The sequence below is a fragment of the Candidatus Nitrotoga fabula genome, from assembly GCF_905221025.1.
GTDB classification, from domain to species: Bacteria; Pseudomonadota; Gammaproteobacteria; order Burkholderiales; family Gallionellaceae; genus Nitrotoga; species Nitrotoga fabula.
Window position 1 is genome coordinate 64,012 of sequence record NZ_CAJNBL010000006.1, and the last position, 17,676, is coordinate 81,687.

A 17,676-nucleotide genomic window follows, 5' to 3' on the forward strand; every position below is an offset into this window, starting at 1 on the left:
ATACACATCCATTCCTGAAGCCAATCGCGGTCCGCAGTGAATTCAGGAATGAAGCTTCTCCATCCTGCAATCATCCATGTATGGCTGGATTCACATTATGCAGAACCGCGCCATCCGGTTGCTCTGGAAATTCCCTGAATCACTTCGCGAACCGGAAAAAATATTCACATCCCCGTATGTCAGGCGAGACTAACTCGCGCGGGAAGCACGCTTGCGTTCGTGCTCAAGCAGATGGCGTTTGCGTATCCGTATCGAAAGCGGGGTAATTTCCACCAGCTCATCATCACCAATAAACTCAACGGCTGATTCCAGGGTCAACCGGATCGGCGGAGTAAGACGTACAGCTTCATCCGTTCCGGATGCCCGTACATTGGTTAACTGTTTCCCCTTGATCGGATTCACCACAAGATCATTATCGCGGCTATGTATGCCGATCACCATACCTTCGTACAATTTATCCCCGGGACTGACAAACATGCGTCCACGGTCCTCCAGTTTCCACAGGGCATAGGCGACTGCCTCTCCATTATCCTGAGAAATCAGTACTCCGTTATGGCGGCCCGGCATGTCCGGTTTCACCGGACCATATTCATCGAACACATGCGAAATCAGTCCGGTGCCACGGGTCATTGTCAAGAAATCGCCTTGAAAACCAATCAGGCTGCGTGCCGGTATCCGGTATTCCAGGCGTACACGGCCTTTTCCATCCGGTTGCATATCCTGCAAGTCACCACGACGGCGACCCAGCTCTTCCATGACTGCCCCCTGGTGAGTTTCCTCCACGTCCACGGTGAGCAATTCATACGGTTCGCACTTTTCGCCATTGATTTCACGAAACACCACGCGCGGTTTGGAAACGGCCAGTTCAAAACCCTCACGACGCATATTTTCCAGCAAAACAGTCAGGTGCAACTCTCCGCGCCCCGATACCAGAAACGAGTCCGCTTCACTGGTGTCTTCCACGCGCAGTGCCACATTGGTCAATAGCTCCTTGTTCAAGCGGTCGCGAATCTGGCGACTGGTAACAAATTTTCCTTCCTGTCCAGCAAGAGGGGAGCTGTTCACCTGAAACGTCATGGTCAGGGTAGGCTCGTCCACCTTTGGCATGGGCAAAGCCTCCGGTTGGTTTACGTCTGCCAGCGTAACACCAATCCCGATTTCTTCAATACCGTTTACCAGAACGATATCACCCGCAACCGCCTCATCCATTTGAACGCGCTCCAGACCGCTAAAACCCAGCACCTGGTTTATCCGCGCCTTTTTCGGTGGCTTGTCGCCATTCAGAACCATCACATCCTGAGCAGGTTTCATCCGTCCCCGCGTAACCCGGCCGATACCGATCCGCCCGACAAAACTGGAATAATCCAGCGCAGAAATCTGGAACTGCAACGGCCCATCCACATCGCCGACCGGTGCAGGAACATGCTTTAATATCGTGTCAAACAACGGACGCATATCCTGGCTCGGTTTTGCCAGATCCAGTGTCGCGAACCCATTCAGCGCCGATGCGTACACAATAGGAAAATCCATCTGCTCTTCGGTTGCACCCAGCTTGTCAAACAGATCGAAGGTATGATCAATCACCCAGTCCGGCCTGGCGCCGGGCCGGTCCACTTTGTTGATTACCACAATCGGGTGCAGACCAAGTGCAAGAGCCTTGCGTGTCACAAAGCGTGTCTGTGGCATTGGCCCCTCCACCGCATCCACCAGCAGCAGCACTCCATCCACCATCGATAAAACACGTTCAACTTCACCGCCAAAATCCGCATGGCCTGGCGTATCCACAATATTGATGTGCACGCCTTCATAATCAACTGCACAGTTCTTTGCCAGAATAGTGATCCCGCGTTCTTTCTCAAGATCGTTGCTGTCCATCACCCGTTCAGCAACATGCTGGTGTGCGGCAAAAGTAGCCGTCTGGGAAAGCAGCTTGTCCACCATAGTGGTCTTCCCATGATCAACATGGGCAATAATTGCGATATTCCGGATTGCGCGCGACATGTACCTACCTAACCAAAAAAATATTAAAGTCCGCCATTCTAACACAATGGTCTGCCCTTACATGACATTTCATCCGGCACTGCGGGCTGATACGGTTGCAAACCACCCCGGAAAAACAACCGGGTGTTTCCCGTGCCCACCGCCTGCACTCACTATTTAACTACAAGTACTTGCTATTAAGTTTTCCAAGCAGTAAAATACTGCCAAGCCGTGCTTTATATACGCGGCCATGGTTCATCGTTTCCTGACCTCTAGCGTCCCTGACGCGTCTTGCTTTACCGGTTAGCGACGATGTTTTGCGCTGGTAGAGTCTATCCATACCCCTACTAAAATTTCAATGCCTGGCTTTTGCCAAGCATGCGCTTTCATTTTAATGATCGTTTTAAGGAACCACCGTGTCTATTGAAAACACAACCACACCTATTACAGTTACCACTTTTTCCTCACTCAAGCTGCACCCCCTGATTCTTGCTGCCGTGGAAGATTCCGGCTATACCGTACCCTCCCCGATTCAGGCTGAAGCCATTCCAGAAGTTATGGCCGGACATGACCTGCTGGCATCCGCCCAAACCGGTACCGGAAAAACCGCAGCTTTCATTTTGCCCGCCTTGCACCGTATCGCAGAGCCTCCCTCCGTGCGCAGCAAAGGACCCCGCGTACTGGTACTGACCCCAACGCGCGAACTGGCACAACAGGTTTCTGAAGCAGCAACCAAGTATGGTAAAAATATGCGCCTGAAAGTAGTCAGCATTCTTGGCGGAATGCCCTACCCTTTACAAAACAAACTGCTGTCCAACCCGGTTGACATTCTGGTGGCGACACCAGGCCGCCTGATTGACCATATCGAACGTGGCCGCATTGACTTTTCACGTTTGGAAATGCTGGTACTGGATGAAGCCGACCGCATGCTGGACATGGGCTTCATTGACGATGTCGAGCGCATTGCAGCTGCTACCCCTGCCACACGCCAGACACTATTGTTCTCCGCCACAATGGATGGAGTCATCACCAACCTGGCAAAGCAGCTGCTTACCGACCCAAAGCGCATCAGCATTGCACCCATGCAGGCTCGCCATGAACACATTGAACAGCGCCTGATGTATGTGGACGATATGGCACACAAGGGCCGCCTGCTGGATCACCTGTTGCGCGATGCAAACCTGAACCAGGCGGTGGTTTTTACTGCCACCAAGCGCGATGCCGATACCCTGGCAGACCAGTTATTGTCCCAGGGGCATTCCGCCGCAGCGCTCCATGGCGATATGAACCAGAGGGAACGTAACCGTACCCTGGTGAACCTGCGCCGGGGACAAGTGCGCATACTGGTCGCGACGGACGTTGCCGCGCGCGGAATCGACGTCCCGGGCATTTCCCACGTGATCAATTTTGATCTACCCAAGGCAGCCGAAGATTATGTGCACCGCATTGGCCGCACCGGTCGCGCCGGCTCTTCCGGAATTGCAGTATCCTTTGCATCTAACCGCGATACAGGAAACCTGCAAAAGATTGAAAGATACACCGGGCAGAGCTTAAGCACACATATCGTGGCCGGCCTGGAACCCAAGTTCAAACCCCGTTCCCATTCCCCCGGTACACGCAGCAAGCCCGGCGGATTCGGCCGCCACACTCCCACGGACCGCCAGCATGCACATCCAGGTCACGCACGGCGCGAAGGGCAGCCAACTGCCCGTTTCGGCAACGGTGCGCCAAGACGCAACGGCAATACGGGCACTGCGGGCCAGGAACGTCGGTCGACCAGCGGATTCTCACAGGGACGAGGGTACAATTCCGGAAACCGCTAATCCACGGTATCCCCCTGTGACAAAGGCATGCTCGGGCATGCCTTTGTCTTTTATATTACTGCATCCTGTCTTGCTCTCCGGCATCACGATCTTTGCAATCCAGAATCTGCCTGTCCTCAAGCTCCAGACCACCTGGAGCACACCGAACCATAAACCGGATATTTGATTGCATCCAGTTGTGCTGGCAGCCTCAATCCACTATGCTTCCCACTGTTACATCAATTTTGAACAAAATATGTCCGTAAGCATCAAGACCCCCGAAGAAATCGAAAAAATGCGTCTCGCAGGCCGCCTGGCCAGCGAAGTCCTAGACTACATTACACCTTATGTGCAAGCCGGCATTACCACAGGAGAAATTGACAGGCTTTGCCATGATTATATGGTGAACGTCCAGCAATGCATTCCTGCCCCACTGAATTACGCTCCTCCTGGACACACCCCCTACCCGAAGTCAATCTGCACCTCCATCAACCATCAGGTTTGCCATGGCGTGCCGGGAGAAAAAAAACTCAAGAATGGCGATATCCTGAACATAGATATCACTACCATCAAGCATGGCTATCATGGGGATACCAGCCGCATGTTCCAAGTCGGTGAAACCTCCATCCAGGCAAAACGACTATGTGAAGCCACATATCACGCAATGTGGCTAGGCATTCGGGCAGTCAGGCCGGGAGCATACCTGGGCGATATTGGACACGCCATCCAGAGCTGCGCAGAAGGGCTGGGCTTTAGCGTAGTCCGCGAATTCTGTGGCCACGGCATTGGCAAGGTTTTTCACGAAGACCCGCAGGTTCTGCACTATGGGAAACCCAAAAGCGGCCTGAAACTGGAAGCCGGCATGACCTTTACCATTGAACCCATGATCAACGCGGGCAAGCCCGGAATCACCCAGCTTGGCGATGGCTGGACCATCGTGACCAAGGATCACAGCTTGTCAGCCCAGTGGGAGCACACGATTCTGGTGACTCAAAGCGGCTTTGAAGTATTGACCGTTTCTGCCGGATCTCCCCCACCCCCACCGTAAACCGACCGTGCAAGGCTCAGCTGAAATCCGTCAGAGCTTGCGTGCATCGCGTTTATGCCTTCAGCAGGAATTCGAGCGCCACGCTCAGCCGACCCGCCTGCTGCATGCCCATACGAAGCTGGTAGACAAGCACCTTCGCGCAGCCTGGAAACTGCTCTCCATGCCTCATGCTCTGGCCCTGGTCGGGGTCGGTGGCTATGGGCGCAAAGAGCTGTACCCCAAGTCTGACATTGATTTACTAATCCTGCTGCCGGACGAACCGGATCAGGAACTGCAGCGCAACTTGCAGGAACTGGTCGGGTTGCTATGGGATATCGGCCTGGAAGTAGGCCATAGTATCCGCACCATCGCTCAATGCGTGGAAGAATCGGCAGACATCACCGTGCAGACCAATCTCCTGGAAGCCCGTTTGATCGCTGGATCGCGCACGCTGTTCGAAGACATGGTCCGCACCCTCGCCAGCCACCTTGACCATCGCGCTTTCTTCCTCGCCAAGCACAATGAGCAGCAACGGCGCCACATGCGTTTTCTCGACGCGGACTACAACCTGGAACCCCACCTGAAGGACAGCCCGGGCGGCCTTCGCGATCTTCAGACCGTCCTGTGGATCAGCCGGGCATGCAACCTGGGCGACACCTGGCGTGAACTGGCCCGGGCAGGCATGATTACCGTACCGGAAGCACTTGCCATCGCCCGCCATGAAAACCTGCTGCAGCACCTGCGCATTCGCCTGCATTATCTGGCCGGACGGCGCGAAGATCGCCTGCTCTTCGACTACCAGACCGAGCTGGCAAACCAGATGGGCATCACCGCCAAGGGCGTGCGCCGCGCCAGCGAGTGCATGATGCAGCGATACTACCGCACCAAGCAGGCGGTACTACAACTGAATGACGTCTTGCTGCAAAATTTGCGGGCGCACCTGTTCCCTGAAGCCGGCACAAGATACCTGCTCAATCCGCGTTTCATCATTCGCGATGACCTGCTCGAAATACGCGATGAAGCCCTGTTTGAGCAAGACCCGTCAACGATCATGGAAAGTTTCCTGCTGCTTGAACAACATCCCTACCTGAACGGATTTTCCGCGCCCACCGTACGCGCACTGTGGCGGGCGCGCCATACAATCAATGCCGGATTCAGAAAAAATGCACAGAACCGGGCATTGTTCATGACCATCCTACGTCAGCCACACGGCCTTACTCATGTGTTGCGACGCATGAACCAAAATGGCATCCTGGGTCGCTACCTGCCGGCGTTTGGCCGCATCGTCGGCCAGATGCAGCATGATCTGTTCCATGTTTATACCGTAGACGAACATATCCTGATGGTAGTGCGCAATCTCCGCCGTTTCACCCTGCCTGAATACGCACATGAATACCCTCTGTGCAACAAACTGATCCAGGATTTCGCACGCGTCGAAACGCTGTATATTGCCGGGTTATTTCATGATATTGCCAAAGGCCGCGGCGGCGACCACTCCATATTGGGATGCACGGATGCTGCCCGCTTCTGCAAGCAGCACGGACTGGCAAGCGAAGATACCGACCTGGTGGTATGGCTGGTAAGGCATCATTTAACAATGTCCGCCACGGCGCAAAAACAGGATCTTTCCGACCAGGACGTGATTGCAGGCTTCGCTGCCAAAATAAAGAACGACCGCTATCTGATTGCACTGTACCTTCTCACCGTAGCCGATATTCGAGGCACCAGCCCAAAAGTCTGGAATGCCTGGAAGAGCAAGCTGCTGGAAGAACTGTTCTGGGCGACACGCCGTTACATGATAGACGGCAAAATTGCCGACCAGGTCGGAGAAATCCGGGCACGCGCACTGGAGATCCTGCATTTGCACGCAATTGCCCCTGCAATACACAAGACACTTTGGGCGCAGCTTGACCCGGAATATTTTCTGCGCCATGAACCACAGGAAATCGCCTGGCACACTCGCCTGCTGGCACATCAGACCGATACCGACAAGGCCATTGTCAAAACACGTATCAGCCCCATGGGGGAAGGGATTCAGCTCATGGTATACAGCCCTGAGAAATCCTATATTTTCGCGCGCATATGTGATTTTATTGAACGTCTGAACTACAGCATCATGGAAGCAAAAGTCTACACCACCCGGCACGGGTACACCCTGGACAGTTTTCTGGCAATGGATGCAGGAAATAACAAACCGGCATACCGTGACACGATGAATTATATCGAATATGAATTGTCCCGCGAGCTGACGATCCCCGATAAGCCCGGCACCCCAAAATCCTCAAGAATATCCCGCCAGCTCAAGCATTTCCCCATCACCCCCGAAGTCAATATTACGCCTGAAGGAAAAAACGGTTACCTGCTTTCCATCATTGCCGGCGACCGGCCCGGCCTGCTGGCAGGAATCGCCCACTTGCTTGACAAACAGAATATCGCAATACGCAGCGCCAAGATCAACACCCTGGGAGCCCGTGCAGAAGACACTTTTCATGTCACCTGCAAAACCCCGATGCAACCCCCGGAAATTTCTGCACTCCGCGAAAAACTGCTACAACAGATCTCCTGACGCGAACCGGAATTCCAATTCTTTTCACATTTGCACAACATGCCATTTATAATCACCAGCCAATACATATTGGATATACCATGAAACACCTCATATTCCGCTCAAGCATTGCCTTTCTGCTGGCCTGTTTTTCAGGACCTTCGTTCAGCGCAGATCCTGCATCGGAACCAGCCTCTCCCACGATCCAACAATCCGTTCCCGCGCCTACCCCGGTCCACAGTCTGGCTGCAAAACGCCTGGCTAAGCGAGCAGTTGCCAACGCGATCATCAGTTTAAAGAACCCTTCATTCGAACCGGACCCTCAGGGCAGGATCAATGCGTGGTCAGAAATCGAACATGGTTCTGGCCATGCCTACACCTTCGTTCCTGACCCGGAAAATGCACTTTCCGCCCCAAGCAGTGCACGCATCCGGCGTCACGGTACCGAGCCCTTCGCCTTGCTACGTCAATCGATTCCCGTGCATCCCTCCTGGCACAACAGGACAGTACGACTTTCCGGTTCACTTCGGGGAGAAAGAATCAGTGGACCGGGTGGAGCGCTGACCCTGCGGGTAGAAGATGGAGTCGGCCAGATTCTGGACTGGAATTTCATGACGAACAACCGCGTCAAAGGCACTCAGGACTGGAAACAATACGCCATCGAACTCAAAATCCCGCCTTCGGCCTACTCTTTATTTGTCGGCATCATGCTGGAAGGCGGCGGAACACTGTGGGCAGATGACCTTTCCATCGAGCTGACCAATTAAAACTGTCTGAAACCAGAACCGTACCCGCAATAAACCGAACGTGCAAACCCAATCACGAATACTATTGCCCCTATTTCTTGAAATTACCGGGTCGCAACCTGCATGACTGATCACCAGCCCAACAATCCGCTCCATCAAGTCACTTTGGAGCAATTACTGAAGAGACTGGTGGAATTTTATGGCTGGGATCAACTGGGGAAAAAAATAAATATCCGCTGTTTTACCCATGAACCCAGCATTGCCTCCAGCCTGAAATTTCTGCGCCGCACTCCCTGGGCACGAGAACGGGTAGAGTTGCTGTATATCGACATGGCAAAAAAACCCATCAAACAAAAAATGCCGGATATTCATGAACCCGAAAGCAAAATCAGGAAACCTGTTTAAACTTCCAGTTCGTGAAAACTTGTCCGGGGAGAAATTTGAAAACCTGCTGGTCCGACCCGGGCTCCGGGTTGAGCGCATCATCTCGACCGGGCAAGCCAGCCCCCTGGGTTTCTGGTACGACCAGCAGATATCCGAACTGGTTGTACTATTATCTGGTGCGGCAGAGCTTCAGTTTGCGGACGAAAACGAACCGCACAGAATGATGCCGGGAGACTGGGTCCAGATCGATCCGTACCGCCGGCATCGCGTTAACTGGACGGACCCTTCCCAGCCTTCCATCTGGCTGGCAATTCATTATTAATCACCAGATCACCAATGATGACAGGGCAAATCCTCTTTTTTTGCCATGCATTCTGCGTGCATCCACCCGGCGCTATCGGATAAAATAGCCCCTGACACATTGTTTCAAAACCCAGTTTGCCAGACACGGATAGCGGATATCCCTGCTTCTGTCCCGGCATGTCTTCAAACAACAATAATCTGGGCACCATGTCATTACTTTTTATCCTGCTGCTTCCTTTTCTCGGCAGTCTGCTCGCAGCCTTTTTACCTTCAAACGCGCGCAATACCGAGGCATGGCTGGCCGGCGCAGTCTCCCTCGCCGCCACGGCGATTGTCGCCAGCCTGTATCCACAGGTAACCGCCGAAGGCGTCCTGCGCATGACCTTTCCCTGGGTGCCCTCGCTCGGACTCAGCATCTCGCTGCGCATGGATGGCTTCGCCTGGCTGTTCTCCCTGCTGATCACCAGCATGGGCACTCTGGTCGTGGTGTATGCCCGCTATTACATGTCTCCAACCGATCCGGTACCCCGCTTCTTTTCATTCTTCCTTGCCTTCATGGGCGCCATGCTCGGCATCGTACTGTCCGGCCAGCTGATCCAGATGGCGATGTTCTGGGAGCTGACCAGCCTCACCTCGTTCATGCTGATCGCATACTGGCACCACCGCAGCGATGCCCGCCGCGGCGCGCGCATGGCACTCATCGTCACCGGCGCGGGGGGCATCGCCCTGTTTGGGGGAGTACTGCTGCTCGGCCACATTGCCGGTGGTTACGACCTGGACACCGTTCTGGCTGCTTCCGGCACGATCCAGGCACATCCCTGGTATCCTGCAGCGCTGACCCTGATCGCGCTCGGAGCCCTGACCAAAAGCGCACAGTTTCCCTTCCATTTCTGGCTGCCTCACGCAATGTCGGCACCAACGCCGGTTTCCGCATACCTGCACTCCGCAACCATGGTGAAGGCTGGCGTATTCCTGCTGGCAAGACTATGGCCAGTGCTGTCGGGTACCGATTACTGGTTCTGGATCATCGGGGGAGCCGGCCTGTGTTCTCTGGTAATCGCCGGTTACCTGGCGATCTTCCAGCAGGACATGAAAGGCGTCCTGGCCTACTCGACCATCAGCCACCTTGGCCTCATCACCCTGCTGCTCGGCATGAACAGTCCGCTGGCGCTGGTCGCTGCAGTATTCCATATGGTCAATCATGCCACCTTCAAGGCCTCACTGTTCATGGCCGCCGGCATCGTCGACCATGAAACCGGCACGCGCAACCTGCAACGCCTGTCCGGCCTGTACCGTGCAATGCCGATCACCGCAACGCTGGCCATGGTTGCAGCGGCAGCGATGGCCGGCGTACCGCTGCTCAACGGCTTCCTGTCCAAGGAAATGTTTTTCGCCGAGACCATCCTGCTCAACCGTCCCGGCTGGCAGTATATGATCCTGCCCGTGGCGGCCACCGTGGCCGGCATGTTCAGCGTTGCCTATTCCCTGCGCTTCATCCACCAGGTTTTCTTCGGGCCGCCGGCAACAGACTTGCCCCACGCCCCGCATGAACCGATTCGCTGGATGCTGTTACCCAGCGGACTGCTGGTCTCAGCTTGCGTTCTGGTCGGCATTTTCCCCTCGCTCACGGTCGGTCCCTTCCTGCAAACGGCAACCGTTGCGATTCTCGGCAGCAATGTACCGGCCTACAGCCTGTCCGTCTGGCACGGACTCAACCTCCCTCTTTACATGAGCCTGACCGCCATGGCCGGCGGCGTCACGCTTTATCGCATCTTCCTCTGGCGCACCAGTGAAACAGTGCCACTGCTCGAACACATCGACGGGAAACGCAGCTTCGACTGGCTGTTATCCACGCTGACTTCAGGCGCCAGCCTGATCATGCAACGCCTATCCTCCTCCCGCCTGCAAATACAGCTGCTGGTGCTGGTCTGCGTCACCCTCGGCGCATCCCTGCTCCCTGTGCTGACCCGGGAAGAAACATTCTGGGGAACGCACCCGGCAACACCGGCCAGCCCGGCCTTTATTCTGCTCTGGCTGGTCGGCTCCGTCTGCGCGCTTGCCGTGGCATGGCAGGCCAAATTCCACCGTCTCGCTGCCCTGATCCTGTCCGGCGGAGCCGGACTCGCCACCAGCCTGACCTTTGTCTGGTTTTCGGCGCCCGACCTTGCCTTGACCCAGCTTACCGTAGAAGTCGTCACCGCCGTCCTGCTCCTGCTAGGATTGCGCTGGCTACCGCGCCGGGACGAACGATACGCACAGGGACAGGGGCAAGCCGCTACCAACCGCATCCGCCGCCTGCGGGATATCCTGCTGGCCACTGCCTGCGGACTGGGACTGGCCGCAATCACCTATGCCGTGCTGACCCGCCCTCCAGTAGAGGGTATTTCGCCATTCTTTACCGAGCAGGCGCTCCCACTGGGTGGAGGCCTCAACGTGGTCAACGTAATCCTCGTCGATTTCCGGAGTTTCGATACCCTCGGAGAAATCACCGTACTCGGCATCGTCGCACTGACCGTGTTCGCGCTGCTGCGCCGCTTCCGGCCAGCCCCGGAAAGCGTTCCCCTGCCCAATCAGCAACGCGTGCAGGATGCTGCCGACGGGCTGGAGGAAAAACACGTCACCAACCCTGCATCCATCCTGCCGGCCGGCTACATGATGCTGCCCGCAGTCCTGGTACGCCTGCTGCTGCCGCTTGCCACGCTGGTTTCGCTGTTCTTCCTGCTGCGCGGCCACAACGCACCAGGAGGAGGCTTTGTCGGCGGATTGATACTGGCCACCTCGATCATCCTGCAATACCTGGTCGGCGGCACGGTATGGGTAGAATCGCACCTGCGCATTCATCCCCAGTACTGGATTGCCATAGGCCTGCTTAGTGCCGCAGCTGCAGGCGCAGGAGCCTGGCTAGCCGGCACTCCCTTCCTGACCAGCCATGCCTGGCACGGCGAACTGCCCCTGCTCGGCGAACTCCATCTATCCAGCGTCCTGCTGTTTGATATTGGCGTCTACATGCTTGTAGTCGGCACGACCATGCTGATGCTGGTCGCCATAGCCCACCAGTCGCTACGCAGCCACCACCGCAAGGCAAGAGAAGGAAGAACCTGATGGAAATTGTTTTCGCACTTGCCGTGGGCATCCTGGCCGGATCCGGCATTTACCTGCTGTTACGTCCGCGCACATTCCAGGTAATCATGGGTCTGTCTTTGCTCGCCTACTCGGTCAACCTGTTCATTTTCGCCATGGGTCGCCTGCGCATGGGTGCCGCGCCGATCATCGACCCGGCTCGCGGCAGTGATCCGGCACTGTACGCCGATCCGGTTCCGCAGGCGCTGGTACTCACTGCCATCGTCATCAGTTTTGCCACGACTGCGCTGTTTCTCGTTGTCCTGCTCGCTTCACGCGGGCTGAACGGCACCGACCACGTCGATGGCCGCGAACCGGATCAAGAATAATGCACCCCGGTCACTGCAACGCTTCCCTCCGGCATCGCATTCTGAAAGGGTGCGCATGAACGGCTGGCTGCAACATCTGCCCATCCTGCCGGTACTGCTGCCCCTGTGCACCGGAGCGCTGCTGCTGCTATCCAGCGAGACACAGCGGATCAGCCGTGCCACGATCTCGATCTGTGCCACCATCGCCCAGCTGACCGTGGCTCTTGTCCTGCTCGTCATGGCGGACGGTCACATGGCTGCGCCATGGCCCGGCGAGGTCGGGGTTTATGCCCTGGGCAACTGGGCTGCGCCCTTCGGCATCGTGCTGGTGGTCGATCGCCTGGCGGCGATCATGCTTGCCTTGACTTCCACGCTTGGCCTGGCCACGCTGATTTATTCGCTGGCCCACTGGAAACGGGCCGGCATCCATTTCCTGCCGCTGTTCCAGCTGCTGCTGATGGGCCTGAACGGCGCTTTTCTGACCGGCGACCTGTTCAACCTGTTTGTCTTCTTCGAAGTTCTGCTGGCGGCTTCCTATGGCCTGGCACTGCACGGTTCGGGCGCAGCACGGGTAACGGCAGGCATGCACTACATTGCCGTCAATCTGGTTGCATCGCTGCTGTTCCTGATTGCCGCAGCACTGATATACGGCGTTACCGGCACCCTGAACATGGCCGAACTGGCACAACGCGCCGCCACGCTCGGCGAGGAAGACCGCATCCTGTTCAACCTGGGTGCCATGCTGCTTGGCATCGTGTTTCTGGTCAAGGCCGGAGCCTGGCCGCTGAATTTCTGGCTGCCCGACGCCTATGGTGCTGCCGCGCCGCCAGTCGCAGGCATTTTCGCCATCCTGACCAAGGTGGGCATCTATGCCCTGCTGCGCTTCGCCGTCCTGCTCGAGGATGCGGGGACGCCGGCGCCTTTCGGCGGAGACTGGCTGTTCTACTGCGGACTCGCAACCATCGCCACCGGCACCCTGGGCGTACTTGCCGCACAAAAACTCGACCGCCTGGCCGGATTTCTGGTAATCGTTTCATCCGGCATTCTTCTGGCCGCCTTCGGCTTTTCCGGCACGTCCCTTACCGGTCCGGCGCTGTATTACCTGGTCAGCTCAGTGCTCGCCAGCGGCGCCTTTTTCTTGCTGATCGAAATGGCCGAACGCAACCGCACCGCCGCTGCCGACATGCTGTCCATCACCCTGGAAGCGTTCGGCCTGCAGGACAAGCACGAATCGGAACATCCCGACGAGATGGCCGGCGTTGCCATTCCAGCCGCGATGGCCTTCCTCGGCCTTGCCTTTTTCTCATGCGCGCTGCTGCTCACCGGCCTGCCGCCGCTCTCCGGCTTCGTCGGCAAATTCGCACTGCTCGCCGCAGCCTTCTCCGCACCTCCAGAAGCGTCCATCCAGCAGGCAGCCATGTTTGCCATTGCGCTCCTGCTGTCCGGACTGGCCGGCATGATCGCCCTGTCGCGCCTGGGGATACGCGTATTCTGGGACACGGAACGCCCTGCTCCGCGTCTGCAATGGATTGAAGCCGGGCCGGTAGCAGCGCTGATCCTGCTGTGCACACTGCTCTCCCTCGGCACCGAACCGGCCATGTCCTACTTCAATGCCGCCGCGCAATCGCTGCACGATGCGCCGGCCTATGTCGGCTCGGTGCTTCCGGCAACCACCGTGAAAGGCGCGCCATGAAACGCCGCCCACTACTTCCGTTGCTGCCCGTCTTCCTGGCGGGGATGTGGCTGCTGCTTAACGACAGCCTGTCGCCCGGCCACATCCTGCTCGGCATCCTGCTCGCGCTGCTCGTCACGGCCTTTGTCTCCAGCCTGCGCCCGCTGCCGGCCTGGCCGCACCGCCTGCACGTCGCCATCGGCCTGTTTTTTCATGTCCTGGCCGATATCGTACGATCCAATCTCGCAGTCGGAAAGATCATCCTCGGCGCTTCGCGGCGCCAGCCCCAGGTCGGCTTCATGCAGATTCCGCTCGACCTGCGCGACCCCCACGGCCTGGCGGTACTGACCATAATCCTCACCAGCACACCCGGCACGGTATGGGCCGGGCATGATTCCGAAAGCAACCTGCTGACCCTGCATGTCCTCGACCTGCAGGACGAAGCCGCCTGGATACGCACCATCAAATTTCGCTATGAACGTCCTCTAATGGAGATTTTTGAATGAACACGATCCTTTCCTCTGCCATCTATTTTGCACTGGCCTGCTTCGCCTTTGCGATGCTCTGCGCCCTGATCCGCCTGTTGCGCGGCCCCACTGCAGAAGACCGCATCCTGGCGCTGGATACCCTGTACATCAACAGCATGCTGACCATCCTGATGTTGGGCATCGGTTACGGCTCCGCAATTTATTTCGATATTGCCCTGTTGATCGCGCTGTTCGGATTCGTCGGCTCCACCGCCATGGCCAAATTCCTGCTGCGCGGAGAGGTGATCGAGCCATGAGCACGGCAGACATCCCTCTCTGGGCAGCCCTGCCTGCTGCGCTATTGCTGATCTGCGGCGGGCTGCTGACTTTTCTGGGTTCGCTCGGACTGCTGCGCCTGAACAATTTCTATGCCCGCATTCATGCCCCCACAATGGGCAGCACCCTGGGCACGGGCTGCGTGCTGCTCGCCTCGATACTCGTTTCGTCGGCGCTGGAACAGCGCCCGGTTATCCACGAAGTGCTGATCACGATACTCATCCTGCTCACCGCACCGGTCACTGCCATGCTGCTGATGCGCGCCGGCATGTTCCGGAGAAGGGATTAAACAGCGGAATTGCGACAGAACTTGATCAAATCAGGATTCAGGATTCAGGATTCAGGATTCAGGATTCAGGATTCAGGATTCAGGATTCAGGATTCACAGTTATTATTCAAGAAAAATAGCCACAAGCACCTGATTGCAGAAATCATTCATTCGCTTTATTAAATTCCATCCCACCGAAATTTGCAGGGGCACCATGCCTTAAATGCGAATTCATTGGTCATCATTCGAAGAAATCCAGAACTGAAGCACGCCTACTGCGTGAATCAACGTGTCAAGATGCCAGCCACCTTTTGGATCATGGCTGTGGGTCAGTACATGCCATGCGCAGGCGAACTATTGGAACAGGTGAGTAGTACAGGGCCAAATCCCTTTCCAGCAGCATTACCAGGGCTACTCCCAGTCTGACGCGCCACAAGTGGCGCTGCCCCCCATTGAGCGAATCGCGCCGGGTTATGGGTGATGGAATAACATGGTCGAGCTGCGCAACCAAGCGCGCTTGATGGTCGACTCCAAGCTATCAGACCGCAAAAAGCAAATTCTGATACTCCAGTAGGATGGATTCAATCAATCGGAGATAGCGCGAAGATTGAACGTCGAACGCCAGGCAGTATCGGAAGCACCGAAATCACTGGCATCGGCGTCCAAAATCCTCCAACTGAAGGATAAAACTACAATGAATTTTTTTAGCCGCTAAAATGTCCTGCCAGACCAAGATTTGACGCCGCACGCCCTACCCGACATGTCAGGCAGAAGTCAGCGCATTTCATTTTCGCGCCAATTGCGAGAGAGGTATGCATCCTGCACTCGTGACAAATCCCGTCTCCTTCGCCTCTTCCGGCAGCATATATAGAACATCGAGCGGCAGTTCTTTTCCTGCAAATCTCAATTCCTCCTTCAGTCGGGATAACGGCTCACCAGAAGGACCAACGATCAAAATATCGATATCACTACCCACCCCAAACAATGAAGAACCAAACATGTAGGATTTGAACTCTCGCAAGCACTTGCAGGATGTTAGTAGGTATTTCGCAATCTCACGTGCCGTCATCAACGGTTCCGCAGCAGCATCTTTAACTCGTCCCATTTCATCACCTCGCACCCAAGGTCCGCTCCTGCCTCGATAGCATTCTGAGTGGGATTCCCGTTGGGATTAATATTCCAAGCAATATCAATGGGACCAAACCGATCCCAGAAGGTACGAATGGCATCAGCTGTTGGCTCATACTCCATAATCATGCCTACTCGAACGGTACACCCACTAGTGAGTGTCATCGTGAAAATACGATCAAACTCTCTATCGAGGTTCTTAATAGATCGAATCTGCCTGATGAGCCGATAGGAGAAGCAGTAGTCCTTATGAGCAGCACTCCTTGCATCGCCGTTGTAAATGGCAGAACCAAGTGTGCCGGCGCTTCCCCATCCTATTGTGTTGCCTTCTAAATATCTGATCGCCCCACCTTCCCAGACGCACTCCTTTCGATATCCGCACAGGAAGTCCATATCCGGGAAATTCACATGGTATTGCATTGCCAATTCGGCACTGATCGTATAAGCATCCGAGATAACCGCCATTACGTTGGGTTTATGGGGCATCATAATTCTGATAGCGTCACCGCGGACATGTTGTGCAGTCGCATCCTTATGATTATCCATAAGATATTTCAGTGCGTAGTTTACCTGCCAGTTCATGCGAAGATTCCATCCATTTCTGCCGGATAACGAATAGCGCCACCAGCGACACCACAAACGTGACGTTCCGAGAGACCTCGCACATGTTCTTGGTATCGGGCAAATGCCTGTAGCTCAGCTTCTGTCATGTGCTGCTGATTTGCCTTAATGATGGCTTGAATACGGAAATGGTTAGGCAAAATGACGCCTCTCATCCTCTGTACCCATGTCTTAGCCGCTTCAGATTCCGGGTCATACTCGAAGCTCGATCCATCAGATGGCGCGAACTCCTTCCATACAGCCTTGTTTTCGGCCATAGCGGCGGCCACGACGCATCTAACGTGGCTACGTTCATCATAAGCACGAATTCCTTGCCTGTGCGCTAAAGCAGCAAGGTGATTATATTTCCAACCTAGCAACGTGTCCCGGCTATATCCGTCGGGATCCTTGTCGACGACCGTATGACAGGTTGGACACAACAGGATGAGATTTTCAAAGGAATCTGGCTCAAACTCTCCAGCGGGCCTTTCTTCATGGCGCGGGCCCGTTTCTCCGTGCGGAATCACATGAGCCATTTCGGCTATATGCTTGTCCCCGCCCATTTCAGCGGGGAAAAGAGGCTGGAGGCACTCTGGACGTTGGCAGTGCCCTGCGGCCTCCGAAAATAGTCGGAGCTTCGTTTTTGTGGGTATTTGTTTACGATCCGCCATGGTTGTTAGCCTAAAATTAGATGCGACTAGAAGCGTTATAAAGACCACATAGGGTACAGGGAAGATTAACGAGTACTTCCCGTAGTCCACTCGTCGATCATATCCGCCCAGTCCTGCAACATGGCCGTGGGCTGCTCCCGATATTCGGCCTTGTTGTAGACCGCACGCCGCGCTGCTCATGGGCAATGCACTTCTGTAGAGCTTGTCCGGGGCTTGAGATTGCGCAGCTTGGTATCGGTCAGCATTCATCATGTCCTCTGTCGATTTCGGTCCCATGCTGAATAACCACGCAAAAACTGACATTTTATCCAATAAAAAC

Annotated in this window: 17 protein-coding genes; 12 read left to right on the plus strand and 5 right to left on the minus strand. The window is 55.8% G+C overall.

Going from position 1 to position 17,676, the window contains the following annotated elements; genetic code table 11:
- Window positions 1-189: 189 nt before the first annotated feature.
- Window positions 190-2,001: a translational GTPase TypA gene (gene typA, locus KJA68_RS02390; RefSeq protein WP_213035330.1), complete on the minus strand. Its 1,812-nt coding sequence runs from the start codon at window positions 1,999-2,001 to the stop codon at window positions 190-192.
- Between the two features lie 395 nt (window positions 2,002-2,396).
- Between typA and KJA68_RS02395 the strand changes: the two genes are divergently transcribed.
- The 12 genes from KJA68_RS02395 (at window position 2,397) to mnhG (ending at window position 14,979) form a co-directional block, all read left to right on the plus strand.
- The gene (locus tag KJA68_RS02395) at window positions 2,397-3,803 is read left to right on the plus strand and encodes a DEAD/DEAH box helicase (protein ID WP_246487029.1); all 1,407 of its coding nucleotides are present in this window, start codon (window positions 2,397-2,399) and stop codon (window positions 3,801-3,803) included.
- 235 nt (window positions 3,804-4,038) lie between these two features.
- Complete coding sequence (gene map, locus KJA68_RS02400; RefSeq protein WP_213035331.1) at window positions 4,039-4,830, plus strand: type I methionyl aminopeptidase; 792 nt, start codon at window positions 4,039-4,041, stop codon at window positions 4,828-4,830.
- Between the two features lie 7 nt (window positions 4,831-4,837).
- Entirely contained in the window at window positions 4,838-7,375 is a 2,538-nt protein-coding gene (locus KJA68_RS02405; protein WP_213035332.1) for a [protein-PII] uridylyltransferase, read from the plus strand.
- Between the two features lie 80 nt (window positions 7,376-7,455).
- Entirely contained in the window at window positions 7,456-8,121 is a 666-nt protein-coding gene (locus KJA68_RS02410) for a hypothetical protein (RefSeq protein ID WP_213035333.1), read from the plus strand.
- Window positions 8,122-8,223: 102 nt separating this feature from the next.
- Window positions 8,224-8,505, plus strand: a complete 282-nt coding sequence (locus tag KJA68_RS02415) for a VF530 family protein (protein WP_213035334.1) — start codon at window positions 8,224-8,226, stop codon at window positions 8,503-8,505.
- A complete protein-coding gene (locus KJA68_RS02420) occupies window positions 8,471-8,806 on the plus strand; it encodes a cupin domain-containing protein (protein WP_246487030.1) in 336 nt (111 codons plus the stop codon). The genes KJA68_RS02415 and KJA68_RS02420 overlap by 35 nt, the downstream gene beginning before the upstream one ends.
- A 158-nt stretch (window positions 8,807-8,964) precedes the next feature.
- Window positions 8,965-11,889 (plus strand): monovalent cation/H+ antiporter subunit A, encoded by a 2,925-nt coding sequence (locus KJA68_RS02425; protein ID WP_320412098.1) that lies wholly within the window; start codon window positions 8,965-8,967, stop codon window positions 11,887-11,889.
- Complete coding sequence (locus KJA68_RS02430) at window positions 11,889-12,236, plus strand: Na+/H+ antiporter subunit C (protein ID WP_213035335.1); 348 nt, start codon at window positions 11,889-11,891, stop codon at window positions 12,234-12,236. The genes KJA68_RS02425 and KJA68_RS02430 overlap by 1 nt, the downstream gene beginning before the upstream one ends.
- Window positions 12,237-12,291: 55 nt before the next feature.
- Window positions 12,292-13,908, plus strand: a complete 1,617-nt coding sequence (locus KJA68_RS02435; RefSeq protein ID WP_213035336.1) for a monovalent cation/H+ antiporter subunit D — start codon at window positions 12,292-12,294, stop codon at window positions 13,906-13,908.
- Window positions 13,905-14,393, plus strand: a complete 489-nt coding sequence (locus KJA68_RS02440; RefSeq protein WP_213035337.1) for a Na+/H+ antiporter subunit E — start codon at window positions 13,905-13,907, stop codon at window positions 14,391-14,393. The genes KJA68_RS02435 and KJA68_RS02440 overlap by 4 nt, the downstream gene beginning before the upstream one ends.
- On the plus strand, window positions 14,390-14,671 hold the full coding sequence (locus KJA68_RS02445) for a K+/H+ antiporter subunit F (protein ID WP_213035338.1): 282 nt from the start codon (window positions 14,390-14,392) through the stop codon (window positions 14,669-14,671). The genes KJA68_RS02440 and KJA68_RS02445 overlap by 4 nt, the downstream gene beginning before the upstream one ends.
- Window positions 14,668-14,979, plus strand: coding sequence for a monovalent cation/H(+) antiporter subunit G (gene mnhG / locus KJA68_RS02450; RefSeq protein WP_213035339.1), 312 nt, complete (start codon window positions 14,668-14,670; stop codon window positions 14,977-14,979). The genes KJA68_RS02445 and mnhG overlap by 4 nt, the downstream gene beginning before the upstream one ends.
- 295 nt (window positions 14,980-15,274) lie before the next feature.
- On the opposite strand, the gene KJA68_RS02455 is transcribed toward mnhG, so the two are convergent.
- The 4 genes from KJA68_RS02455 to KJA68_RS02470 all read right to left on the minus strand — a co-directional run bounded on the left by KJA68_RS02455 (window position 15,275) and on the right by KJA68_RS02470 (window position 17,660).
- Window positions 15,275-15,469, minus strand: coding sequence for a hypothetical protein (locus KJA68_RS02455; RefSeq protein ID WP_213035340.1), 195 nt, complete (start codon window positions 15,467-15,469; stop codon window positions 15,275-15,277).
- Window positions 15,470-15,742: 273 nt separating this feature from the next.
- Window positions 15,743-16,063: a nucleotidyltransferase domain-containing protein gene (locus KJA68_RS02460; protein WP_213035341.1), complete on the minus strand. Its 321-nt coding sequence runs from the start codon at window positions 16,061-16,063 to the stop codon at window positions 15,743-15,745.
- A complete protein-coding gene (locus KJA68_RS02465) occupies window positions 16,027-16,668 on the minus strand; it encodes a hypothetical protein (protein ID WP_213035342.1) in 642 nt (213 codons plus the stop codon). The genes KJA68_RS02460 and KJA68_RS02465 overlap by 37 nt, the downstream gene beginning before the upstream one ends.
- Window positions 16,665-17,660, minus strand: a complete 996-nt coding sequence (locus KJA68_RS02470; RefSeq protein ID WP_478210024.1) for an HNH endonuclease — start codon at window positions 17,658-17,660, stop codon at window positions 16,665-16,667. The genes KJA68_RS02465 and KJA68_RS02470 overlap by 4 nt, the downstream gene beginning before the upstream one ends.
- Window positions 17,661-17,676: the final 16 nt, after the last annotated feature.